The sequence below is a fragment of the Sulfurimonas sp. NW7 genome (genome assembly GCF_051132265.1).
Taxonomy (GTDB): Bacteria; Campylobacterota; Campylobacteria; order Campylobacterales; family Sulfurimonadaceae; genus Sulfurimonas; species Sulfurimonas hydrogeniphila.
Window position 1 is genome coordinate 12,930 of sequence record NZ_CP093235.1, and the last position, 22,517, is coordinate 35,446.

General features: G+C 39.2%; 23 protein-coding genes and 1 pseudogene. 21 read left to right on the forward strand and 3 right to left on the reverse strand.

Features of this window, described 5'->3' with window-relative positions; translation table 11 throughout:
* From MLC35_RS00055 to MLC35_RS00075, 5 genes and pseudogenes are all read left to right on the forward strand, one after another.
* Positions 1–639 (forward strand): protein-L-isoaspartate(D-aspartate) O-methyltransferase, encoded by a 639-nt coding sequence (locus MLC35_RS00055; protein ID WP_151901451.1) that lies wholly within the window; start codon positions 1–3, stop codon positions 637–639.
* A gap of 53 nt (positions 640–692) precedes the next feature.
* The gene (locus MLC35_RS00060) at positions 693–1,526 is read left to right on the forward strand and encodes an FAD-dependent thymidylate synthase (RefSeq protein ID WP_151901450.1); all 834 of its coding nucleotides are present in this window, start codon (positions 693–695) and stop codon (positions 1,524–1,526) included.
* Between the two features lie 8 nt (positions 1,527–1,534).
* A complete protein-coding gene (locus MLC35_RS00065) occupies positions 1,535–1,753 on the forward strand; it encodes a hypothetical protein (protein WP_151901449.1) in 219 nt (72 codons plus the stop codon).
* Between the two features lie 33 nt (positions 1,754–1,786).
* Positions 1,787–2,317 carry a PhnA domain-containing protein gene (locus MLC35_RS00070; protein WP_151901448.1) on the forward strand — a complete coding sequence of 177 codons (531 nt, stop codon included), beginning with the start codon at positions 1,787–1,789 and terminating at the stop codon, positions 2,315–2,317.
* Positions 2,318–2,328: 11 nt separating this feature from the next.
* Positions 2,329–3,394, forward strand: a pseudogene (locus MLC35_RS00075) (deoxyguanosinetriphosphate triphosphohydrolase family protein).
* A gap of 42 nt (positions 3,395–3,436) precedes the next feature.
* Here MLC35_RS00075 and rpsU read toward each other — a convergent pair.
* Both rpsU and MLC35_RS00085 read right to left on the reverse strand, forming a co-directional pair.
* Positions 3,437–3,649: a 30S ribosomal protein S21 gene (gene rpsU / locus MLC35_RS00080; RefSeq protein ID WP_151901446.1), complete on the reverse strand. Its 213-nt coding sequence runs from the start codon at positions 3,647–3,649 to the stop codon at positions 3,437–3,439.
* 81 nt (positions 3,650–3,730) lie between these two features.
* Positions 3,731–4,033: an ArsR/SmtB family transcription factor gene (locus MLC35_RS00085; RefSeq protein ID WP_151901445.1), complete on the reverse strand. Its 303-nt coding sequence runs from the start codon at positions 4,031–4,033 to the stop codon at positions 3,731–3,733.
* A gap of 72 nt (positions 4,034–4,105) precedes the next feature.
* Between MLC35_RS00085 and MLC35_RS00090 the strand changes: the two genes are divergently transcribed.
* The 12 genes from MLC35_RS00090 (at position 4,106) to MLC35_RS00145 (ending at position 16,779) form a co-directional block, all read left to right on the forward strand.
* Positions 4,106–4,657 carry a c-type cytochrome gene (locus MLC35_RS00090; RefSeq protein ID WP_151901444.1) on the forward strand — a complete coding sequence of 184 codons (552 nt, stop codon included), beginning with the start codon at positions 4,106–4,108 and terminating at the stop codon, positions 4,655–4,657.
* 7 nt (positions 4,658–4,664) lie between these two features.
* Positions 4,665–5,792 carry an SO_0444 family Cu/Zn efflux transporter gene (locus tag MLC35_RS00095; RefSeq protein ID WP_434637140.1) on the forward strand — a complete coding sequence of 376 codons (1,128 nt, stop codon included), beginning with the start codon at positions 4,665–4,667 and terminating at the stop codon, positions 5,790–5,792.
* Between the two features lie 14 nt (positions 5,793–5,806).
* A complete protein-coding gene (locus tag MLC35_RS00100; RefSeq protein WP_151901443.1) occupies positions 5,807–6,118 on the forward strand; it encodes a hypothetical protein in 312 nt (103 codons plus the stop codon).
* 45 nt (positions 6,119–6,163) lie between these two features.
* Positions 6,164–7,348 carry a TolC family protein gene (locus tag MLC35_RS00105; RefSeq protein ID WP_434637143.1) on the forward strand — a complete coding sequence of 395 codons (1,185 nt, stop codon included), beginning with the start codon at positions 6,164–6,166 and terminating at the stop codon, positions 7,346–7,348.
* Positions 7,341–8,390 (forward strand): efflux RND transporter periplasmic adaptor subunit, encoded by a 1,050-nt coding sequence (locus MLC35_RS00110; protein WP_151901441.1) that lies wholly within the window; start codon positions 7,341–7,343, stop codon positions 8,388–8,390. Before MLC35_RS00105 ends, MLC35_RS00110 begins: the two co-directional genes overlap by 8 nt.
* Positions 8,391–8,398: 8 nt before the next feature.
* Entirely contained in the window at positions 8,399–11,455 is a 3,057-nt protein-coding gene (locus tag MLC35_RS00115) for an efflux RND transporter permease subunit (RefSeq protein ID WP_434637146.1), read from the forward strand.
* A gap of 104 nt (positions 11,456–11,559) precedes the next feature.
* A complete protein-coding gene (locus tag MLC35_RS00120) occupies positions 11,560–12,081 on the forward strand; it encodes a hypothetical protein (protein ID WP_151901439.1) in 522 nt (173 codons plus the stop codon).
* 62 nt (positions 12,082–12,143) lie between these two features.
* Positions 12,144–12,959 carry a DUF3187 domain-containing protein gene (locus MLC35_RS00125; RefSeq protein ID WP_151901438.1) on the forward strand — a complete coding sequence of 272 codons (816 nt, stop codon included), beginning with the start codon at positions 12,144–12,146 and terminating at the stop codon, positions 12,957–12,959.
* A gap of 9 nt (positions 12,960–12,968) precedes the next feature.
* Positions 12,969–13,607: a response regulator transcription factor gene (locus MLC35_RS00130; protein ID WP_151901437.1), complete on the forward strand. Its 639-nt coding sequence runs from the start codon at positions 12,969–12,971 to the stop codon at positions 13,605–13,607.
* The gene (locus tag MLC35_RS00135; RefSeq protein ID WP_434637149.1) at positions 13,594–14,640 is read left to right on the forward strand and encodes a sensor histidine kinase; all 1,047 of its coding nucleotides are present in this window, start codon (positions 13,594–13,596) and stop codon (positions 14,638–14,640) included. Before MLC35_RS00130 ends, MLC35_RS00135 begins: the two co-directional genes overlap by 14 nt.
* Before the next feature lie 7 nt (positions 14,641–14,647).
* A complete protein-coding gene (gene dnaG, locus MLC35_RS00140; protein ID WP_434637151.1) occupies positions 14,648–16,309 on the forward strand; it encodes a DNA primase in 1,662 nt (553 codons plus the stop codon).
* A gap of 50 nt (positions 16,310–16,359) precedes the next feature.
* The gene (locus tag MLC35_RS00145; RefSeq protein WP_151901434.1) at positions 16,360–16,779 is read left to right on the forward strand and encodes a hypothetical protein; all 420 of its coding nucleotides are present in this window, start codon (positions 16,360–16,362) and stop codon (positions 16,777–16,779) included.
* 8 nt (positions 16,780–16,787) lie between these two features.
* Here MLC35_RS00145 and MLC35_RS00150 read toward each other — a convergent pair whose 3' ends face one another.
* Positions 16,788–17,006, reverse strand: coding sequence for a hypothetical protein (locus tag MLC35_RS00150; RefSeq protein ID WP_151901433.1), 219 nt, complete (start codon positions 17,004–17,006; stop codon positions 16,788–16,790).
* Between the two features lie 234 nt (positions 17,007–17,240).
* Between MLC35_RS00150 and MLC35_RS00155 the strand changes: the two genes are divergently transcribed.
* From MLC35_RS00155 to MLC35_RS00170, 4 genes are all read left to right on the forward strand, one after another.
* Positions 17,241–18,719, forward strand: a complete 1,479-nt coding sequence (locus MLC35_RS00155) for a flagellar hook-length control protein FliK (protein WP_434637153.1) — start codon at positions 17,241–17,243, stop codon at positions 18,717–18,719.
* A gap of 10 nt (positions 18,720–18,729) precedes the next feature.
* Complete coding sequence (locus MLC35_RS00160) at positions 18,730–19,386, forward strand: FlgD immunoglobulin-like domain containing protein (RefSeq protein ID WP_434637155.1); 657 nt, start codon at positions 18,730–18,732, stop codon at positions 19,384–19,386.
* A 14-nt stretch (positions 19,387–19,400) separates the two neighbouring features.
* Positions 19,401–20,672 carry a flagellar hook protein FlgE gene (locus tag MLC35_RS00165; RefSeq protein WP_434637157.1) on the forward strand — a complete coding sequence of 424 codons (1,272 nt, stop codon included), beginning with the start codon at positions 19,401–19,403 and terminating at the stop codon, positions 20,670–20,672.
* A gap of 78 nt (positions 20,673–20,750) precedes the next feature.
* Positions 20,751–22,490 (forward strand): flagellar hook-basal body complex protein, encoded by a 1,740-nt coding sequence (locus MLC35_RS00170; RefSeq protein WP_346389079.1) that lies wholly within the window; start codon positions 20,751–20,753, stop codon positions 22,488–22,490.
* The last annotated feature ends 27 nt before the right edge of the window (positions 22,491–22,517 follow it).

Here is a 22,517-nt window from a genome sequence, read left to right on the forward strand (position 1 = left end):
TTGGACAGAATAACAGCGACAAAAACAGCCCGTCTGGCAGAAGAGTGTAGTACACAGTTTCCTTTAAGTGAAGAAGTAAAAAAAGCGATTGCTGCTACAAACAGAGAAGCCTTTGTGCCGGCAGGATTTAGACACAATGCCTATAAACTCGATGCTTTGCCTATAGGGGCTAATCAGTATATCAGTTCTCCTTTGACTGTTGCAAAAATGACGGAATACCTTTTTCCGCGTGGAGCAGACAGGGTTTTGGAGATAGGCTGCGGAAGTGGATATCAGGCAGCCGTTCTTTCCCATCTGTTTCGCGGGGTTTTTACCATAGAGCGCATAGAATCTTTGATACTTGAAGCAAAAAAAAGGTTTCGAGAACTTGGTATAAATAATGTCCATGCCCGTACAGATGACGGACAAAACGGCTGGATTCAGTATGCGCCTTATGACAGAATTCTTTTTTCTGCAACAGCGAAAGAGATTCCAAAAAAACTTTTTGAACAGTTGGCTGAGGGGGGAATTCTTGTTGCCCCTTTGCAAAAAGGAAACAAACAGGTTATTACCCGTTTTATAAAAAACGGGGAGTATATTGAAGAAGAAGAGCTTGAAGAGTGTGATTTTGTTCCGATACTTGACGGGGTGCTCAAGTAGCTTTTTAAAGCTTTTTATAGTAGAATAGTAGTAATTTAATTGAGGGCATAATCATGGAAGAGATGTATGGCATAAAGTATACGAAGCCAGAAGTTGTTTTGCTGCAAGATACCGGTATTGGCGTGGCAGAAACAGCTGCACGCACATGTTATGACAGTTTTGGCAACAGTGAAAATGAGATTGTTCAAGAAATTGAAAAGGTGCTTCCTGATACGAAAATGTGTGAATCTTTGAACAATATAGAAGAGTCACAGCTGCTTGATGATTTGGCATGGACCTATTTTCACCACTCTATTTTGGAACATGCCAATTTGAGTTATCTTATTCGCTCAACAAGCAGAGGGGTTTTACAAGAACATGCAAGACACCGCATACAGGCAATCAGTGTAAGAAGTACACGATATACAATGAGCTCGCTTATCAATGCTTTTGTTGCTGCAAAACACTCAGGAGAGAAAGAATTTTTTATAGAAAAGGTTTTGGGTTTTGATATGTTTGTCACTGCCGATGAAGCCTATAACAGACTCGAAATCAGCGCAATGTATGATAAGCTTGATTTTCAGTCAAAAAAAGTAGACAATTTTTATGAACTTGCTGTTGCAAAAAGTTCTCTTCCTCTTTTGAAAGAATTTCAAGGCAAGCCCCAAAAACTTTATGATGCTCTGCAGACCGGAAAAAAGAAGAGAAATGTAGGCGATGCTTTTAAACACATCATTACAGATAATGTCAAAGTTGACATGGTAGTGACATTTAATCTCAGAAGTTTGAAAAACTATCTTACATTACGCGACAGCGGTGCTGCCTATTTTCAAATACGCTGGCTGGCTCAGGAGATGATGAAAGTCACTCCAAAAAAATATCTTGATTTGATTATCAAGAAAAAATAGGATTTTTTATGATTAAGATTTCAATGCTTACAATACTTTTTTTGACAGGATGTTCCAATATTACTATAACAGCGGCCATGTGTGACAAAATTCAAGGTGATCCCACTGCCACGATTCCGCAAGAGTGCCGAGACTATAGTGAAAAAGAGGCAGATAAAGCATTTAACAAAGTTGTGAATGAGAAAAAAGTATCTGATTCAGATTTAGAGTTTCATAAAGAAAAGTAGTATAATTCCAAAAAAACAATGAAGGAATAAAATATGCCAAGAAGTGAAGTATGTGAATTATGTGCCAGCAGTGAAGATGTGACTCTTTTAGAACTGCCTGTAAGTGATGGCAGTGAAGAACAAAGCGTTTATGTTTGTGTTACATGTAAAGAGCAGATAGAAAATGATGAGCTTGATGAAACACATTTTAACTGTCTCAATGATGCTATGTGGAGTGAAGTGCCGGCTGTAAAAGTACTTTCGTATATATTATGGAACAGGCTTGGTCGCGGGGATATGACAGATATGATGTATCTTGAAGAAGAAGAGAAAAAACTTGCAGATGCGGCTATCAATGCAGAAGCAAACAAGGTAGTTTTTCGAGATGCAAACGGCGTTGAACTCAAGGCCGGTGACTCCATCGTTATATTAAAAGATTTAGATGTCAAGGGTGCGGGATTTACTGCAAAACGCGGAACAACTGTGACAAGAATTGCATTGCCGCATGATATGGATGACCATGTTGAAGGTCGGGTCAACGGAACAAAAATCTATCTAAAAACCGAATTTATTAAAAAAGCCTAAGAAGAACAATATTGAAACCTTATGAACGATTTTATAAAATAGAAAAAGATTTTCGCAATCCTTATTGACAGAGACAGAATCATTCACTCTGGGTCATTTAGAAAACTTGAGTATAAAACACAGGTTTTTCTAAACCACGAGGGTGATTTTTTTCGCACACGTTTAACACACTCTATAGAAGTATCTCAGATTGCACGTTCCATAGCATCACAGCTTGAACTTAATGAATCACTCTCTGAATCAATTGCTCTTGCACATGATCTCGGACATACGCCTTTTGGACATGTAGGGGGAGATACTCTGGATGAGTGCTTGAAGGCTGACGGATTTTCTAACGGATTTGAGCATAATTTTCAATCATTTCGGGTTGTGACCAAACTTGAAAAACGGTATAAAAATTTTGACGGACTCAATCTTACTTTTGCAACACTTGAAGGAATTTTGAAGCACTCTTATCCCTACAAAAAGCCCTTTCTTCCAGAGATAATAGACAAACAGTTTGATTTAAACAAACATCCTACCTATGAGGCTATGGTTGTAGACCGTGCCGATGAAATTGCGTATATGAGCCATGACATAGATGACGGGGTAAACTCCGGACTGCTTACTTTTGAGGATCTCAAAGAGAGTGAACTTGCCTGTGAAATTCTTGAAAAGGTTGCTTTGGAAGGTGTAGGAGAAGAGAATGATGAAATGTTTCGCTACAGATTCAGTTCACATCTTATAAACCATCTGGTCTATTCTCTCCTTGAATACTCAAAGCAAAAAGTTGCGCATTGTGAAGAAACACCTATAGGTTTTGAAAAAGAGCTTGAAACAAAAATTAAAAAACTGAAGAAACTTCTTTTTGTCAAGATGTATCAGCATAAAAATATAGTTCGAAAAATGTATGCCGGGAAACAGGCAGTCAAAGGACTTTATAAAGGTCTGATGGAAGAAGAGAAAATGCTTCCGCAGTTTTATTATAAGCAGTTGGATATAAGAAGCAAACACAGGGTTATTGCAGATTATATTGCAAGCATGAGTGACAGGTATGCACTTAATTTTCATAATGAAATGTATGGAAAAATAAATTAAAGGATTAAGAGAAGAAGAAACGTTCTCCCAAAGGAGAAGCGTTTACAGGCGTGATTCGTAACGTCTCATCATATAAAGACGTTTAAGCATTTTCTTACGAGAAGCAATTTTGAACTTTTTACGTTTTTCAGTCTCTGTTTCATGGAAACGGCGAGCACGAGCTTCTGTAACGATTAAGTTACGGTCAACTTGTTTTTTGAAACGTCTGTAAGCAGCATCAAAGTTGTCATCCGGACGTAGTACAATACCAGGCATATCACATCACCCACTTTCTGTTTAAATTTGAAATGGAAGTATAGCATAATAAATTTTTCTTTCAAAGTTGATATTGTTTTTTTATCGTGCGGTACATGAAATAATTTTTGGTAAAGTTGCTATGTCTTCCTGTATTGTGTCTAAAAAGCAGTGCAGAACTTTATTTTTGCCAAGAGAATAAATGATCCACTTTCCGCTTTGTTTTGTTTGTACAAGTTGGGCTTCGCGCATCTGTTTCAGATGGCGTGAAACCAATGGCTGTGAGAGCTCTAAGGTGTCACAGATTTCACATACACAGAGCGCTTTTTCTCTGTAAAGCAGTGCTATTATTTTTACTCTGTTACTGTCTGACAGTATTTTTGCAAGCTGAACTAATTTTTCCATCTAATCTCTTTCGAAGTTTTATTATATAACAATATCGTTATATGAATTATATCATAAAAAGGAATTTTAGTTATGAAAAAATTATTATTAGTTTTAATTTTAGGATTTGTTTCTCTTGGAGCAAATTCGGGAGAAAATATATACAAAGCAAAATGTGCCTCATGTCATGCTATGAAAGGGATGATGGATCAGACACAGATGCAGGAAATGCGTCAGAAAATGCAAAATGCCACACAGGAAGAAAAAATGGCAATGCGTGAAAAAATGATGCGTAAAATGCAAAAAAGCAAAATGAAAGCGCCGCCGATGCCTATGGTATCAAAACGTTTGAAAATGATGCTCAAAACCCGTGAAGATTTTATTGCTTTTGTAGCAGATTATATACAAAACCCTTCAAAAAAGAAAGGTTTCTGTATGCCGATGGCATATAAACGTTTTGGCACAATGCCTCCGATAGGAAAAACGCTAAGCAAAGAAGAGAGAGCGGCTGTTGCTTCCTGGCTGTATGATAATTTTAAAGAGTCATGGGGCAAATCTATGGGTGGTAAAATGTGTGAAATGAAAAACAAAAATATGAAATACGGCGCAGGAAAATGCGGCGCCGTAAAAATCCAAACACATTAGGTTTATGATGGAAACTGTTATGCTTTTTTTCTCTGCTCTGGTTGATTTAAGCAACGCCATGGCCCCTTATATTTTGTTCGGACTTGTTTTTGCCGGGTTTTTGCACGAACTTGTTCCTGAGAGTATTGTAAAAAACCATCTTGGAAAAGATTCTGTTATGTCGGTAATCAAAGCGACAGTTTTCGGTATTCCTCTTCCTGTATGTTCTTGCGGGGTAATTCCTTTGGCAGCGGGTATCAAAAAAAGCGGTGCAAGTAACGGTGCCACACTCTCTTTTTTGATCTCTACACCGATTACGGGAGTTGATTCCATACTTGCAACTTATGGAATGTTTGGCTGGGCTTTTACTATTTACAGGGTTGTGACTTCGATGATTATTTCTGTTATTGCCGGAATTTTATCCAATTTTTACCCTGAAAAGGAGAACAAAAAAGAGCAAAAACCTGCCGCAGTATTTAGTATGAAGGCTCCGACAAACCAGCCTTCGGTAATGACTTTCTCGGCAGTAAAAACATCTGATGATGCAAGCTGTTGCAGCACGCAGGCAAGCAGTGGCGAGAAAAAAAACAATATTGTTAAAAATGCCTTTACCTATGCTTTTGGAACACTTTTAAAAGACATTGCGTCACCATTGCTTGTAGGTCTTCTTCTGGGTGCTTTGATAACTGTGGCGGTTCCTGACAATCTGAGTGAAATACTTATAAAATACAACTGGCTCTCGTATATCATAGTGATAGCCATTGCCGTGCCTATGTATGTATGTGCAACCGCTTCTTTGCCGATTGCCGCAGGTTTGATGTTAGCCGGTGTGAGTCCCGGAGCGGCTTTTGTTTTTTTAAGTGCAGGTCCTGCGACAAATACTGTAACAATAGGCGTTGTAAAAAAGATGTTGGGAACAAGAACGCTTTATATCTATCTTGGGACCATCATAGCCGGCTCCCTTCTTTTCGGACTGGGACTTGACTATCTTTTTCGCGATGTGAATGTCAAAGAACTTGTGCATATGGATGAAGATGCCGGTTTTATCGCCTGGATTGCAAGCCTTGTTCTTTGGGGATTTGTGCTGTACTATGTAATAAAACCATATTTTTTCAAGGATAAAGAGTGTAATGACGGCAGTTGTTGCAGTGCTTAGGGTATAATACGATTATGAAAAAGAGACTGCTCACATTTGTTTTATTGTTGTCAATGAGTTTTAACATACTCCATGCGTACGCAATAGAGGTTCTTGAGACAGACCCGTGTCAGGTGAGTGAGTATGTCCATGAATTTAGCAATAACAGTGAGACAGCGGATAACTGCATTTGTCAGTTGCACCACTGTTTTCACATTGCTTTTATTCTTCCTGAAATAAATATCCCTTTTGCACGTGAAAATTTTTCTCAAAAACCCTATTCAAATATCAAGATATATGAGTTTAACTCATACGATAACTTTCTAAAACCTCCTATCAGCGCATAGTTCTAATCTAATATTTATAAATTAACAACAAACAAAAGGATAACTATGTTTAAAAAAAGCATATTTGCAGTATTTGGATTTTGTGCAGTTCTGTCCGCACAGGATTTTGATACATTTTTATATGAGGCTTTGCAGGCATCTCCCTATCTTAAAGCGAATGCTTTGGAGATAGAGCGTGCGGATGAGCAGTCAAACGTGATACAGAGATATAAAAACCCGAAACTCTCCCTTGAGGCATCAAAGTTTACTCCTGATCTTGGAAAGAGTGAAGCAGGCTACAGGGTTGCCCTGATGCAGCCTGTCCGTTTGTGGGGTGTCGGCAAAGACAGAACAAATTTGGCAGCAGCAACAAGGGCAGAGGCTAAAGGACTGGTGACTCTTCAGCATGCAGAATTTGTGAAAGTGCTCTCTTTGCTTTATGTTGAGTATATAACCGAGTCTGCATTGCTCCGATTGGCCCGGGAGGAGTTTTTAATTTCTAAAAATATTGCAAATATTTCAAGAGAGCGATATGAAGCGGGAACAATCGCAAAAGTGAAATATCTTCGGGCAAAAGTGGATTTGACAAGCAGTAAAAACCTGCTGAATGAGAAAAAAGCAATGCGGCTTGCAAGTTATTATAAACTGTTGGCATTTGCGGGTCTGCAAAACGAGAAAGAACTCGATGACAACTATGTGTTTAGGCTTTCAGACAAAATGCAAAAAGAAGAGATACAAAACAGTTCGGCAGAGCTGTACTACCTCAAAACACAGCAAAATACCGCAAATGCAAAAGCAAGACTCAATGCAAACAAAATTCAGTGGATGAACGTTTATGCAGCCTACGAAGCTGAACCGGACCAAAGCATTGCCAGAGTCGGTATGAATATTCCTCTTGCTCTGTTTAACACAAAAAAAGAAGAGCAGCGTATCGCCGTATTACAGGCAAAACAGAGTGAATTTCTGCTGCAGAATCAAAAAACAGCGCTTTCGCGCAATATCGAGCGGTTAAAAAAAGAGTTAAATATTCTACGTGCTGTTGTAGGCTCTACACAGGATCTTTACAATGCGCAAAAAGAGCTGTTAAAAATGTATGAAGACGGTTACAAAATAGCAAACATCAACCTTTTGGAACTGCAAAATATCAAGAACCAAATGATACAGACAAAAGAAAAAAAGATAATACTTGAAAATAAAATAAACAGAAATATAGTTCTGTATAACTATGAAGTAGGAGAATATAATGAATAAGTTATTACTATCACTGTTGCTGGGAATCGGGGCTGTTGTACTGGCTGCTGAAGTTCCACTGGCAAAGACACAAATGCACAGTTTTAAAAAATCGGTAGCACTCAATGCCAAGATCATACAGCTTTCAAACGCGCAGCAGTCTATTACCTCGTTAGTGGGCGGGCATTTGGAAAAATATTTTGTCAAACCCGCACAGGATGTAAGTGAAGGGGATAAAATTGCTCTTATCAAGTCTATTAAAGTTTCAAAAATGAGCGCAGATTATATTGCACTGAAGAAACAGTATAAGTCAGCACAAAAAAATTATGAAGCTGTTGAAAAACTTTACAAAAAGGGAATGACGTCAATGCAGAGTCTTAACTCTGAAGCGATTAAGACAAGTGAAATTGCGGCCAATCTTACAGCCTTGCAGTCGCAACTTGAAACATTGAATATAGATGTGAAAAATCTCAAAAAAGCAACCGCTGACTTTATTTTATATGCACACAGCTGCGGACGTGTTTCAGCTCTTTTAAAACCATTGCACTCTTCTGTATCCCCAAATGAACCGATTGTTTCAATAGTAAAGAATCAAGCCTATTATGTGAAATCCTATCTGCCTCTTGAATATGCGACCAAAGCGCGTATTGGGGATACAGTAGTGGTTGACTATGCAGGAGAAGAGATTATTACACATGCCACGCAAATAATGCCCAAGGTGGATGAAACAACACAAAGAGTCGTGGTTCTTTCAAGCGTGGATCAAAAAGTGGATGATCTTTTTATTGATGTCTATGTAAAGGCAACAATATATTTTGCTGATGCAAAAAGCTATGTTGCTGTGAAAAAATCGGCACTTTCTTTTTTTAACAACGAATGGGTGGTTTTTGTTCCCAGCAAGGAAGAGTCTCCGGAATATGTGCCGCAGGTTGTGGCAATAGTTGCAGAAGATGATGAATATGTCGGGGTAAAAGGTTTGGAGTTGGGAGAAACCTATGTGAGCGGTGAGAGTTATTATGTGAAATCGGCATTGCTCAAATCATCTCTTGGCGATGGGGATTAGGGGCTGGTATGTTAGATAAACTTATAGAGCTTTCGCTCAAATACAAAATTTTAGTGCTTGTCTTTTTTCTCGGAATTATTGCTTTTGGTTACAGGGCATACCGGGATATTCCCATTGATGCCTTTCCTGATATTACGCCGAAACAGGTTGTCATTTATACAGAGAGTCCGGGAAATTCTGCCGAAGACATAGAAAAGCTCATCACCTACCCTATAGAATCAGTTGTCTCGGGGATGGCAGGGGTGAAACTTATTATGTCAAACTCCATTTTTGGACTCTCCTATGTTTCTGTCTTTTTTGAAGACGATATGGACATATATTTTTTACGCCAACTCGTTTCAGAACGACTTGCAAGTGTGGATATTCCAAAAGGCTGGGGAAAACCTGTTTTGGGACCAAATACAACCGGTTTGGGACAGGTTTTCTGGTATCAGGTAGAAGATACAACAGGAAAATACTCCCTGCAGGAACTCAAAGAGATGCAAAAGTACATTGTTACCCCTCTTTTTAAAAGTGTCAGCGGTGTCGAAGAGGTCATCGGCTGGGGCGGTTATGAGAAACAGTATAATGTTTTGATAGATACAAAAAAACTGCAGGACTTTGGGATTACCTATGGCGATATCATTGAGGCACTGCAAAAATCAAATCAGGCAGCAGGCGGGCAGTATTTGGAGTTTAACCGGGAACAGTATCTGATTCGCGGAGCAGGTTTGTATAAAACGCTTGATGATATAAGAAACAGTGTCATAAAACCCAGTCAGGGGCAGGCTATTACCATTGGTGATGTTGCCAGTGTAATGCCTGGTGTGAGCCCAAGATTTGGAGCCGTGACGATAGACGGGAATGAAGCTGTTATGGGAATGGTGCTGCAACGGACAGCTACCAATGCGGCAAAGGTCGTCGAACGTTTAAAAGAAAAGATCAAGACAGTCAACAGTGCTCTGCCGGAGGGTGTGAAAATTACTACTCTGTATGACAGAACAGACATTACACACAAAGCGGTAAATACAATGACCTCGGCACTTTTAAGTGGTGTAGTTTTGGTTGCCATTGTACTGTTTTTATTTCTGTTTGAACTGCGCAGCGCTTTTATTGTTATCCTCTCTTTGCCCCTGTCTTTATTGAGTGCGTTTTTGCTGATGGATTATTACAATCTTTCAGCCAATCTTATGAGTTTGAGTGGTCTGGCAATTGCGGTAGGTATGATAGTTGACGGAACCATTGTAATTGTAGAGAACAGTTTTAGAAAACTGCATGACAATCCTTATGAGCCCAAATTGCAAGTAGTCACCGAGGCGGCAAAAGAGGTGGCAACCCCTGTGACTTTTGCTGTTTTAATCATTGCGGCGGTCTTTATTCCTCTGCTCTCACTTGACGGTTTAGCCGGAAAACTCTATACGCCGATGGCACTCAATATTGTGTTTGTCATGCTCGGCTCGCTGCTTGTAGCACTTGTACTGGTTCCGGTACTTATTTTGATGCTTTTAAAACCGACAAACTCTCCTGAAAATATCGTGATGAGAGCTATTAAAAAAGTCTATACGCCTGTACTGCTGTTTGCACTGGAAAATGCAAAAAAGATATTGGCAATTGTCACTGTTGTGTTTATTGTTCTTGCCTATATGCTTTCTCAGCAGGGACGGGAATTTTTGCCAACACTCAATGAAGAGTCTATTATGTACAGGGTTATTGCAATTCCGGGAACAGCGCTTACCCAGTCCATAGAAGTTTCTGAAGATATAGAAAAGTATATACGAAAACATTACCCCAAAGATGTAGAGTCTGTGCTGACAATGATAGGACGAAGCGAAAAAGGAGAAACGGCGCAGGCAAACTACATGGAAGTGCTTTTGACGCTCAAACCCAATATTGAAAATTTGCCTGCTTTGACGAAAAAGATGAGTGAAGATTTGGAACATCATTTTGCTTTTGTACAGTTTATTCCTACGCAGCCTATTGCAATGCGTATAGAAGAATTACTTGAAGGCGTAAAAGCAGAACTGGCTATTAAAATTTACGGAGAGAATCAAAAAGAGCTTGACAGAATTGCCAAAGATATTCAAAACACCATTAAAGGCGTGGACGGACTGGAGCGAATGGAAGTAGAATCACAGCTTGGTCAGGCACAGATTAAAATAACTCCGGACTATCTCGCTCTTGCACGGTACGGTATAAGTGTAGAAGATGTGATGCAGGTTATTCGTAACGGTATAGGAGAAGAGGGTGTCACCCAGAAAATAGAGGGGATTAAAAGATTTGCCATTGTTGCCAAGATAAAAGGCGCAAAAGAAGATATTGCATCTATAAAAAATGTAACACTCCGTTCACAAAACGGAAATATTGTTAGGCTCAAAGATGTCTGTGCCATTGAAATAGTCCAAGGCGCCTCTTTTATCAAAAGAGAGAACCTGAGCCGTTATATGGTCGTCTCAATGGATGTAGAAGGACGAGATACCGCCTCTTTTGTAAAAGAAGCGGACAAACTGATAAAAGAAAAAGTGAAAATGCCCGCAGGATACTATATAGGCTGGGCGGGTGACTTTAAAAATATGAAAGAAGCGACACAAAAGCTGATTATTATTATTCCCGTAACACTTCTTTTGGTTATTTTACTGCTTTATACGGCATTTAATTCTCTGAAAAAGTCGATGATTATTTTGCTGAATGTTCCTTTTGGGTTTATCGGCGGTATCATTGCTCTGCTTGTCGGCGGTATATATTTGTCTGTTTCGGCGATAGTGGGCTTTTTGGCTATTTTTGCCATCGCGATACTCAACGGTATTGTATTGGTGAGTTTTATAGATGAACTGCGAACCAAATATCCTGATGTGGATTTGAAGATACTTTTAAAAGATGCAACACTGCTGCGTCTGCGACCGGTACTGATGACAGCTTTTACAACACTTTTCGGAATTCTGCCGCTTCTTTATGCGACAGGTGTAGGGAGTGAGATACAGTACCCTTTGGCGGTGGTTATAACAGGAGGGATTATAAGCTCGACACTGCTTACTTTACTGATATTGCCATCAACATATCTGCTTTTTTATGATAAAAAGAAAAATTAGTGAAGTGCTAACACTTTGCTAACTATGTTGTGTGATAATACCAACATCAAAACAAGGGAATCAAAGAATTCCCGGGTTTGAAAATTAAACACAAAGGATTTCAGATGAAATTAGTTAACATTACATTATCAGTTGCTTTGCTTGGTCTTTTAAGCATAGCTTCGGCAGAGGATGTTGTCACTACAGACACAACAGTGAGCACTGCTCCAACAGAAGAAACTGTTTCAACAGATACTACGACAGATACTACGGTGAATATTGATGCACAGATAGAAGCTATTCAAAGTGCACCGGAACAAGATAGAGTGGAATTGATGAATGAGTTTAAACAAAGACTGATGCAGATGAATCAGGAAGAGAGAATGGCTGCAATACAAGAAATGCAGAGTAAAATGCAGGCAGAAGCTGGTACAGAAACTGCAAGCATGGCAAGAGATATGACACAAACAAGAGCTCAGGATCATGTGCAGGAGATGCAACTGCAGACAAATGAAAATATGAGCCAGGTACAAAATATGATACAGCAGCAGGCTGGCAGTCAGTATATGCAAACTGTTGAAACGAGTGGAATAACAAGTACCACTAATATTCCAAGCATGAATGCTGGAATGATGCGACGCAGATAAAAAATTAAACAATCAATCATCTCCAGAGCTTAACGAGGTGATTGATTAATAAGGAGATATTTATGAAAAAAATGTTTATATTAATGATGCTGGGCATGTTCTCTGTCAGCCTTTTTGCCTACTCTGATTCAGATATGGACGGTGTGGATGACAGTAGAGACAAATGTCCCAATACCCCTTTGACCGATTTGGTTGATATAAACGGGTGTACTAAAAAAAGCCTTGTCTCCTCCCATCATTTTGATATTATAATCGGTGCAAATTATGCCGGATCCAATTATGCCTCTTTAAATCAGACAGATACCTATTCCAGTTCCCTTCAAATTGACTATTACTATAAAAACTTTTCACTTCAGGCGTCTACATCCTATTATACTACCAATGGAGACGGCTACAGTGAAAATGGTTTAAATGACTCGTTTTTAGGAGCATCGTATCAGTTTAAACCACTGAAATCTTTCTCTTTGCGTGTAGGAGCAGGCGTTCTTCTGCCTACATATGATACAGCGTTAAATAACAACAACACTGACTATACAGCTTCACTGAATGCAAGTTATGCTTTAGGAAAAGTCAATATATTCGGTGGTTATATTTACACGATGATTAATGATGATGATATAGCAGGAACGGTTGCCTATCAAAACACAAATGCATTTAGTGGCGGTTTAGGGTATTACGTTACAAACAAACTGTACCTAAGCGGGGCATATAATACTTCAGACAGTATTTATGCAGGTGTTGAAAAAATTAGAACAGTTTCGGCGTACGGATACTACAGTATAAACATGCACTGGTTCACTACCTTCTCTTATGCGTACGGACTGAGTGACAGTGCAAGTGACCAAGCCGCTTCCGTAAAACTGGGCTATTATTTTTAAAGAAAGATGATGCAAAAACATATACTTTTACTTGAAGATGATGTACCCCTCGCCCTGACTTTGGCAGAGCTCTTGGAAGGGGCCGGATACAGTGTCGATACGGTACACAACGGAAATGATGCTATTGACGCTTCTTATGAGAACAGGTATGATTTGTATGTTTTTGATATTAATGTTCCGGATATGAACGGACTGGAACTTTTGGAGAGCCTGCGAAATGCCGATGATACTACGCCGGCAGTTTTTATCAGTGCTTTAATAGATTTGAATTCTATATCCAAGGCGTTTTCCATTGGTGCGGATGATTATCTCAAAAAGCCTTTTTTCCCGGAAGAGTTGCTTATCCGTGTCAATGCCAAATTGTCTCAGACAAACAAAGACATTGTTTATAAAAATCTGAGATATTCAGCAGAAAAAAAAGAGCTCTATAAAGATGGCAAAATAGTCTCTTTGGGAGAAGTGCAAGAGTGCCTTTGTGATCTGTTTATGCATAATATCGGCAAGGTTTTGGACAAAACTGTTCTGATGGACTGTCTTGTCAGCCCATCAGATGCGGCTTTACGGGTTGCACTCAATAAATTTAAACATATCACAGGTCTGGATATAAAAAATATTCGCGCAATAGGATATATGCTTGAAAAAAGTTGAAAAAGAGTCCCTGCTGAAGAGTTTTTTTCTCTTCTTCTTATCACAGACACTCTTGGCAGGGGCTCTTTTTCTGCTCAACTATCAAAAAGAGCTGCAAAGCCTTGATGAGACTGTTTTTTCAAAAATGAGACTTTGCAGTTTTTCTCTGCAGTGTAAAGAGTTTCAATACGATTTTGTCCCCAAAAAAGAGTATGAACTCTACAGACTGTATAAAAATGAAAGCGAATTAAGTGCTTATTTTTCCATTCCTAATTCTACAAAAAATGCCCTGAAAATTTATCTTCCAAAAGAGAAGTATATGCAGGAGGTACGCACTCTGCAAAAAGAACTTTTATGGAATTTTTTTATTGTTGTATTTGTCATTGCAATATTGTCTTTTTTCTTTGCTCTGTATGCACTCTCTCCGTTAAGAAAGGCGTTACATGTAACCGAGGAGTTTATAAAAGATATTTTACATGATTTTAATACGCCTTTGTCTACCTTGCGCCTCAATGTTTCCATGCTCAAAAGTGAAACGGGAGAAAATACTAAAATCGAGAGAATAGAAAATGCTGTGCAGAATATTTTGAATCTGCAGGCAAATTTGCGAGCTTATCTGCATTCACATGTAACGCAAAAAGAGCAGCTTGTGTTAAAAGAATTTTTGAAAGAGCGTATAAATCTTATAGAAAGTAATTACAGAGATATCAGCTTTCATACAGAAATTCCGGCTGTTGTGTTACATGTAAACAAAGATTCTTTTGCGAGAATCATAGATAATCTGATCTCAAATGCTGCCAAATACAATCAAAAAGAGGGAAAGGTTTTTGTCCGATTTAGCGATAATATTTTAAGCATTGAAGATACAGGCAAAGGCATACAAAATCCCAAGCGTGTCTTTGAGAGATTTTACAAAGAGCAGAAGAGAGGTATAGGCATAGGACTGCATATCGTTAAAAAACTGTGCGAAGAATTAGATATTGCTGTTTCTGTACAAAGCGAAGTCGGCAAGGGGACAGTTTTCACGCTTAATCTTAAAAATATCATAGTATAATTTCTTTATGATTTCCCAAGATTCCATAGAAGCCCTCAAAGCCAGACTTGATATTGTTGATGTTGTCGGCAGCTATATAGAACTGAAAAAAGCAGGAGGTAATTTTAAAGCACCTTGCCCTTTTCATGAGGAAAAATCCCCCTCTTTTGTAGTGAGTCCGCAAAAACAGATCTTTCACTGTTTTGGATGTGGAGCCGGCGGGGATGCAGTGAAGTTTGTGATGGAGTATGAAAAGCTGAACTATCCCGAAGCTTTGGAAAAACTGGCGGATTCCTATAACTTTACACTTGCTTACACCGATAACAAACATAACAAACCACGTTCACAGGTTATGGAGAAGCTCAATGAGTGGTATCAATCACTTTTAACGAAAAACCAAACAGCCTTTTCGTATCTTCAAGAGCGGGGCATTTATGAAAACAGTATAGAAAAATTTGGTATCGGTTATGCACCTGATTCGAATGCAACGCTGAACTTTATCCGCTCACAGCAGTTCAGTATCAAAGAAGCAGTAGATATGGGTGTTGTCGGTTACAATCAGGAACGCAACCATACCTATGCCCGTTTTATAGAGCGAATAACCTTTCCGATTTTCTCCGCCAACGGCAGTATTGTCGGCTTTGGCGGCAGAACCATAACCGGACATCAGGCAAAATATGTCAACTCTCCCGAGACAGCCTTTTTTAACAAATCACGTCTTTTGTATGCCTATCATCTGGCAAAACAAAGCCTGCATAAAAAAGGCGAAATCATTATCACGGAGGGTTATCTCGATGTTATAATGCTGCATCAGGCCGGATTTGACAATGCTGTGGCAACGCTGGGAACGGCGTTGACACATGAACATCTGCCGCTGCTTCGAAAAGGTTCTCCTCGTATTGTCATGGCATATGACGGAGACAAAGCAGGGCGTGCAGCAGCCCTCAAGGCTTCAAAACTTTTAAGTGCTTCTGGTTTTAACGGCGGTGTTGTGGTGTTTGACGGAGGACTTGACCCTGCCGATATGGTCAAAGAGGGGCGCGTTGAAGAGTTGAGCAGTATGTTTCGCAAAGCAAAACCTTTTATAGAGTTTGTCCTTGATGAAATTCTTTCTCTGTATAATCTCAAAGACCCAAAAGAAAGAGAAGCATGTAGAGAAGATTGTGTTGGATATTTGAAAACTTTGTCTCCAAGTTTGCAAGAAGCCTATAAACCAATTTTGGCAGCAAAATTAGGTGGTTTTGTTATTAAACCTTCTTTAATTAAAGTTTCTAATACAAATAGTATGGATACTAATAATATTAGAAAAGACTCTCACAGAGATATGTGGGAGCTCTCTTTGATTAAAACTATTTTGGACAAACCTGAGTATATTGAACAGATTTTGGATGTGATTGACCCGAGTTTTTTGCAGTTTCACTCTTATGAATTTTCACTGGTCCTGCAGGGAAAACAAGATACTCCCGAGATAATGGCTATTCGGGTAGATGAGACTATCACACCGCTTCAAGATGAAGAGGCTTTGAATGCGGAACTGATTACTTTTTTGACAAGATACTATGAAAGAGAGTTGAAAAAGGTCAATATTGCTTCAAATATCAGTTTTGAAGAGAAAGCTTTTTATATCCGGAAATTCCGGGGGAAAATTGCAAAACTCAAAAGAGGGGAACTGGTCACACCGAATGATTGAGTCGGATTAAAGATTTTTTGTTATACTAAAGAAAACAGAAGGAACCCAAGATGGCAGGCGTACATTTCTCATTTGACAATTTTAAAAATTTACTGGATTTAAATATTGGTATATCGGACAGACTGGATGAAAACCGTGCTGAGAGTTTTACTCTGCTCTACTGCGATTTTTCGGGGATTGAGCAGAGTGTGGTGGATGCTTCTTTAACGGAAATACTGCGTTCATCAGATTCGATAGCAAATGACGGCGCGGATTATTTTTTTGTCCTTCCTTACACTGACAAATACGGAGCTGAGATTGTCAAAAAGATGTTTGATGAGTTTTTTGCAAAGTATCTGGACTCTTTTTTACTGAGCTATCCCGTGGACGGTGAAACAACAAAAGATATTCTTGAAAATATGCAAAACAGTGTCAGTAGATTTTTTAAAAAAGAGTTGCACTGTCTGGACAGGATTACAAGAGACTATTAAGTAGGTACTTAGAAGCCTTTTTTTGTAAATTTATAATATTTGGAGTTTTTGTAAAAAGAGATTGCTTCGGATATTTTTTGCTCTTTGTATATTTTTTTATCGCACACCCATCTGCATTTTATTTTTGGGTTGTGCATCGCTTCAATATTTGACTTGGAAACTTTTGTGGCATATATGGTCTCTGCAATCACCAATAACGGCAAAAGTATAAAAAATATAATTTTCATATTTTTAATATCGACACTTCTTTAAAAATATTAATGCTTTCTCGGAACCGGTACTTTCTAACGCTAAAGCGTGACTTGGAAAAAACTAAATTTTTTTCTGCAGTGTCTGCTGTTGCAATAGTCTTGCCACTCTCAGCCCGGACTGAAGTCCGCGTTCCGAAAAATCTGCTTAACTTAATGGAACACTAAATGCTTTGTATTTTAAAATTCTTTTGAAAAGCAGAGGAGCAAAGTGTGATTTCAGTAGATATAAAAAAAGAGATTTCTTCCTTATCTCCTTTAAATACAGCACTTCCGGAAGAGGAAGAGCCAACGATCTCTTTTGCATCCTTGCTTAAAGGAACAAAAGAATCAAACAGTAAAATTATGCAAAACGGTTCATTGATTCTTGCATTAAATGATGAAAAAGTTTCTGTTGGATCTGCCACAGAAGTAGAAAGTTCCGAACTTGCTTCGCAAATAACAGCCAAAATGTCACAAGAGGATGTGAAGGTTTTGATAAAAGAGGCAAAAGAGTTTCTGAAAAACAAAATTGTGCAGAGTGAAGGGTACAAGAAAGCCGAGATTGATGCCTTGCCAAAAACACTGAACGGTCTTGTACAGCTTGCAAAGAAAACAGGGATTGAACTTTCAAAAATCACATTGGAAGAAGTAAAAGACTTTGCACAGACGAATGCAAAAACAATAGCAGAACAAAAATCCCCTCCTTTGCAGATAAAACAAGAAGCAGTACAAAAGTCAGAACAAACTTCTTTTTCCCAGATAAAACAAGAAGCAAAAGAAGAAGCAGACGTTTCAAATGAAGAGATACCGGTTCGTGTCAAAGTAAAAAAAACAAAAGCAGATGTTGCAAAAGTTCAAGAGACAGGGGTGGCAGACGAAAGTTTGGAACTGGTAAAAAAAGAGAGTGTTAAAAATACACAGCAGGTTAAACAAGAGCAGAAACAGACCCCCTTGTTTAAAGCGCAGAGCAGCGTTACTGAAATTACGACACAGCAAATTGTAGATACAAAAGTAAATACACTGACAATAGACAAAACTCCAAAACAAAAAGCTGATGACACATTGAAGCTTCTTCTGCGTGGAGAAAAAATCACAAAGAATGAATCAGGTCTTACAGCAGATTTTTCAGTGGCAACAGCAAAGGTGATGGTAGCACCGCATACTTCAAGAGAGACAGAAAAATCATTAGCGTCTCTTTTGCAAAATGACAAGAGTGAAGACGGCGCTGTACAGGCAAAGACAGATGGATTGAATATTGCAAAGGCAGACAGTTTTGAGGTAAAACTCAATGAAGCAAAACAGATGGTAAAATATCTCTCTCATGATGTAAAATCTGCAATTGAAGAGTATAAGTCACCATTTACACGTATCAAAGTTCAGCTAAATCCACAAAGACTGGGTGAGGTTGACCTGACAATAGTACAACGCGGAAAAAATCTTCATATAAATATCAGTTCAAACAATACTGCCATCAATACTCTGGCTGTGAATGCGCAGGACTTAAAAGTGCAGTTACAAAATAATGGAATACAAAATGCTTCTTTAAATTTTAACAGTAATGCTCAAAGCGAAAACTCTCAAGCCGGACAGCAGGAACAGCAGAGACAAAACCAGCAAAAGGCTGATGACGAGTACAACTATTTTGAAACGCTGCAGAGCAATGAAGAAGTTTTAAGCTCATTGGAAATTGTAGTTCCATACTACGCATAAAGGACATATTATGACAATAGATACAACAGCAAATAATTCGGCACTCTCCGCAACTACATCGTCTGACAATCCAAAAGGAACACTCGGGAAAGATGATTTCATGAAGCTGCTTTTGGTACAGCTTCAATATCAGGATCCCACTTCACCAACCGACACAGAAACAATATTGACACAGACTTCCCAATTGGCCAGTCTTGAATCGGCGGACAATACAAATGCAGCCTTGGAAAAATTGACAGCTTCTTTGGGAAGTTCGCAACAGTTTTCGACTATCGCAGCGATAGGAAAAACTGCCGATCTTGGCAGTGATGCTATTGCTCACGACAAGGGGACAGATACAACCTTTGAAGTTTATTTTCCAAATGCAGTCGAACAGGGTACGGTTTCTATTACAGATGCAGACGGAAATACTGTACAGACTTTGGATGTAGGAACAAATCCTTCAGGTGTGTATCAGTTTACATGGGATGGTACAGACACTTCGGGCAATCAGGCTGAGAGTGCCATTTATCATGTAAATGCACAGTATGTAGATGCAAATGGTGATACACAACAAACACGCTTGGGAGCTTATCCTATAGAGTCTGTACGATTTGACAACGGAAATACACTTGTCAAAGTCGGTTCAAATTATGTGCCGTTAGACAACATAAAAGAAGTTTACTAAAAGAAGGATTTGCTATGATGACGCAAGCATTTTATACGGGAATATCCGGCTTAAAAACATCTTCTGGTGGTATTGATGTTGTTTCAGATAATCTTGCAAATATTTCTACTGTCGGATTTCGTGCATATAATGCTGAATATTCAACACTTTTTGAAGACAGCTTAGCCAGCGCATCAAATAATCTTGCCTTGAACAACAGTATAGGTACTGGTGTGCAGATGCAGTCAACTTCTCTCTCCCTGGCACAGGGAACTTTGTCACTTTCTGACAGAAGTACAGATTTGGCTATTTTGGGTGATGGCTGGTTTGGAATTGAGCAAGGCGGTGCACCACTCTATACCAGAGCGGGAGACTTTACTTTTGATGCAAACAGTGATCTTGTCACTACTGATGGATACTATGTTCTTGGAACAATTGGAAATAATATCAGTGAAGATAACATACTTACACAAACACTTAGTGAAGTTCCGTTAGGTGGTGTAAATGAGCAGGAAAAACTACGTTTTCCAAAAACCCTCACATACCCTCCTGAACCAACAACACAAGTGAAATTCTTAGGAAATGTAGGTGTGGGTGCAGAAGGTTCAGAAGTGGTTACAATGGGTGCAAGTGTTATTGACCCTCAAAATAATCGTAATGAGTTGCGTTTAGAATTTACCAAATCAGCAGTGCAAACCCCGCCGGGAACACAATGGGATGTTACAGCAACAACAAAATCACTTGATGGGCAAATAATTTATGATACGCAAACCGGAACAGTTGCATTTGATGAAACAGGTGCTCTTGTCTCATCGACATTAACAACTATAGATAATAATGGCACACCTGTCACCATTGATCTTGGTACAGCATATGATGGGGTTGTTTCAATCGACATACCTGTAGTACCTGGCTCTTCTGTAGCCGATGGAACAATAGGGGGAGAACTTGAGGGATATGCAATCAATAAAAACGGTGAGGTAATTGCAACGTTTACAAATGGAAGACAGAGTAGTGTCGGACGCATAGCCGTATACCATTTTGTCAATGATCAGGGCTTGGAAAGGATTACCGGTACTCGATTTGGAGTAAGTTCCAACAGTGGTGAACCAATTTTTTTTCAAGATACCAACGGGCAAAATATAATTGGAACAGAAATTACAAATTTTAGATTGGAAGGCTCCAATGTTGCAATGAGTGCCGGACTTACCGAACTGATCATTCTGCAGCGTGCCTATGATGCCAACTCAAAATCAATTACTACAGCGGATCAAATGATGCAAAAAGCACTCAATATGGATGCATAAAGTATAAAACTGGAACACTTTATGCTTTAAAAATCATACTAACACTATCTTTTTGCGATAGTTTTCAAAGGATTTAATATGTTAAAATCACTTTTCTCCGGGGTATCCGGACTGCAGTCCCATCAGGTTGCGATGGATGTAGAATCAAACAATATTGCCAATGTCAATACAATTGGTTTTAAATACTCCAGAGCAAATTTCTCAGATCTTTTGGCACAAACAAAGGCAATTGCTACTGCTCCTCAGGGACAGCTCGGCGGAAAAAATCCTGTACAGGTGGGGCTTGGTTCAACGGTCAGCTCCATGACGCGTATTTTTTCACAGGGATCTATCCAAAACTCCGATAAAAATACGGATGTCGCGATTCAGGGAGATGGGTTTTTCATTATATCGCCTGATGGGGGGAACACATATAAATATACACGTGCAGGTGATTTTAAGTTTGATGCAGGCGGAAACTTTGTTGACAATAACGGCTTTATAACACAGGGATGGCTGCGTGATCCGGTTACCGGAAAAGTGGATTCTACTGCACCGATTGAAAATATCAATATTCCGCCAGGATTGACAACTCCTGCAAGTCCAACTTCAGAAGTTGTTTTAAAAGCAAATCTCAATTCGGGACCTTTGGTTGAGAGTTACTCTCGTGCTTATCAAATTGATGATGCCGGAGTTGTGAGCGATTATAACGGTAATACCGCTGGTGTAAATTCCGGTGATGTCGGTTCTATGTTTAACAGTAACGGAGAGGCTTTTTCTTTGCAGGACGGACAGGGTATAACAATTGACTATGGTAATGGAACTGTACAGACATATGAGTATCAGTCAGACGGTACAGGAGACTTTCAGACATTAAAAGACCTTAGAGACAAGATAAAAGCAGATGTGAATCTTGTGTCATCTACTGCAACAGTTGTTGTAGATGAACAGGGGAAAATAAAAATTGACAACTCAGCTGCCGGTGGTGCTGCTTTAAATATTATAGTAGAACCACTGTTAGCTGGTGGGGTGACTGAAAATACACGCTTTTTGACAACAATGAGTGCCCTAGAAGGCAGTTTGCCAAATGTTACAGGAGCCGTTGCTTTTTCTCAGGATTTTAATGCCGCTACGCATTCAAGTTCTATAGATATATTTGATTCACTGGGTACTAAACATACGCTTCGAACTGAATTTAGAAAGGTTTCTGCAAGTAAATGGGATATGAGGATTACCGTTCCTGAACCTGCAACAATCAGTACAGCAGCCCCTACAAACCAGGTCAATGGTTCGATAACATTCAATACAGACGGCTCTCTGAGTACCTATGATCCGACAAGTGTTTCCTTTACCGGAAACAACGGTTCTGCTCCAAATCAGACTGTTAATCTTTCTTTTGGTACGCCTAACAACTTTGACGGGATGACATCATTTGACAGTAAAAGTGCTACTTCCGGGATTTCCCAAGACGGTTTTACAGGAGGGGATTTGATTGGAATCAGAATTGATCAAAGCGGTACTCTGATTGGTTCATTTTCAAACGGACGTTCTTTTGGTTTGGCACAAATTGCTATGGCGAAATTTACAAATAACGAAGGATTGGCTACAGAAGGCGGAAATGTTTATAACCAGACAGCCAACTCAGGAGACCCTATCATAGGAACTGCTGCGACTGCCGGACGTGGATTTATCCAAAGTTCTGCCCTGGAAGCTTCTAATGTGGATCTTTCTCGTGCATTGACACAGCTCATTATTATTCAGCGTGGTTTCCAGGCAAACGGAAAAACTATTACGACCTCTGACCAGCTTCTGCAAACACTTATTGGTTTAAAACAGTAAGCTTTTAGTACAGCACTCTGTTTTCAG

Excerpts from the sequence above, each read along its gene's own strand:
- MLC35_RS00060 (WP_151901450.1), top strand. The coding sequence starts at position 693 with ATGGAAGAGATGTATGGCATAAAGTATACGAAGCCAGAAGTTGTTTTG.
- MLC35_RS00065 (WP_151901449.1), top strand. The coding sequence starts at position 1,535 with ATGATTAAGATTTCAATGCTTACAATACTTTTTTTGACAGGATGTTCC.
- MLC35_RS00070 (WP_151901448.1), top strand. The coding sequence starts at position 1,787 with ATGCCAAGAAGTGAAGTATGTGAATTATGTGCCAGCAGTGAAGATGTG.
- rpsU (WP_151901446.1), bottom strand. The coding sequence starts at position 3,649 with ATGCCTGGTATTGTACTACGTCCGGATGACAACTTTGATGCTGCTTAC.
- MLC35_RS00085 (WP_151901445.1), bottom strand. The coding sequence starts at position 4,033 with ATGGAAAAATTAGTTCAGCTTGCAAAAATACTGTCAGACAGTAACAGA.
- MLC35_RS00090 (WP_151901444.1), top strand. The coding sequence starts at position 4,106 with ATGAAAAAATTATTATTAGTTTTAATTTTAGGATTTGTTTCTCTTGGA.
- MLC35_RS00095 (WP_434637140.1), top strand. The coding sequence starts at position 4,665 with ATGGAAACTGTTATGCTTTTTTTCTCTGCTCTGGTTGATTTAAGCAAC.
- MLC35_RS00100 (WP_151901443.1), top strand. The coding sequence starts at position 5,807 with ATGAAAAAGAGACTGCTCACATTTGTTTTATTGTTGTCAATGAGTTTT.
- MLC35_RS00105 (WP_434637143.1), top strand. The coding sequence starts at position 6,164 with ATGTTTAAAAAAAGCATATTTGCAGTATTTGGATTTTGTGCAGTTCTG.
- MLC35_RS00110 (WP_151901441.1), top strand. The coding sequence starts at position 7,341 with ATGAATAAGTTATTACTATCACTGTTGCTGGGAATCGGGGCTGTTGTA.
- MLC35_RS00115 (WP_434637146.1), top strand. The coding sequence starts at position 8,399 with ATGTTAGATAAACTTATAGAGCTTTCGCTCAAATACAAAATTTTAGTG.
- MLC35_RS00120 (WP_151901439.1), top strand. The coding sequence starts at position 11,560 with ATGAAATTAGTTAACATTACATTATCAGTTGCTTTGCTTGGTCTTTTA.
- MLC35_RS00125 (WP_151901438.1), top strand. The coding sequence starts at position 12,144 with ATGAAAAAAATGTTTATATTAATGATGCTGGGCATGTTCTCTGTCAGC.
- MLC35_RS00130 (WP_151901437.1), top strand. The coding sequence starts at position 12,969 with ATGCAAAAACATATACTTTTACTTGAAGATGATGTACCCCTCGCCCTG.
- dnaG (WP_434637151.1), top strand. The coding sequence starts at position 14,648 with ATGATTTCCCAAGATTCCATAGAAGCCCTCAAAGCCAGACTTGATATT.
- MLC35_RS00145 (WP_151901434.1), top strand. The coding sequence starts at position 16,360 with ATGGCAGGCGTACATTTCTCATTTGACAATTTTAAAAATTTACTGGAT.
- MLC35_RS00150 (WP_151901433.1), bottom strand. The coding sequence starts at position 17,006 with ATGAAAATTATATTTTTTATACTTTTGCCGTTATTGGTGATTGCAGAG.
- MLC35_RS00160 (WP_434637155.1), top strand. The coding sequence starts at position 18,730 with ATGACAATAGATACAACAGCAAATAATTCGGCACTCTCCGCAACTACA.
- MLC35_RS00165 (WP_434637157.1), top strand. The coding sequence starts at position 19,401 with ATGATGACGCAAGCATTTTATACGGGAATATCCGGCTTAAAAACATCT.
- MLC35_RS00170 (WP_346389079.1), top strand. The coding sequence starts at position 20,751 with ATGTTAAAATCACTTTTCTCCGGGGTATCCGGACTGCAGTCCCATCAG.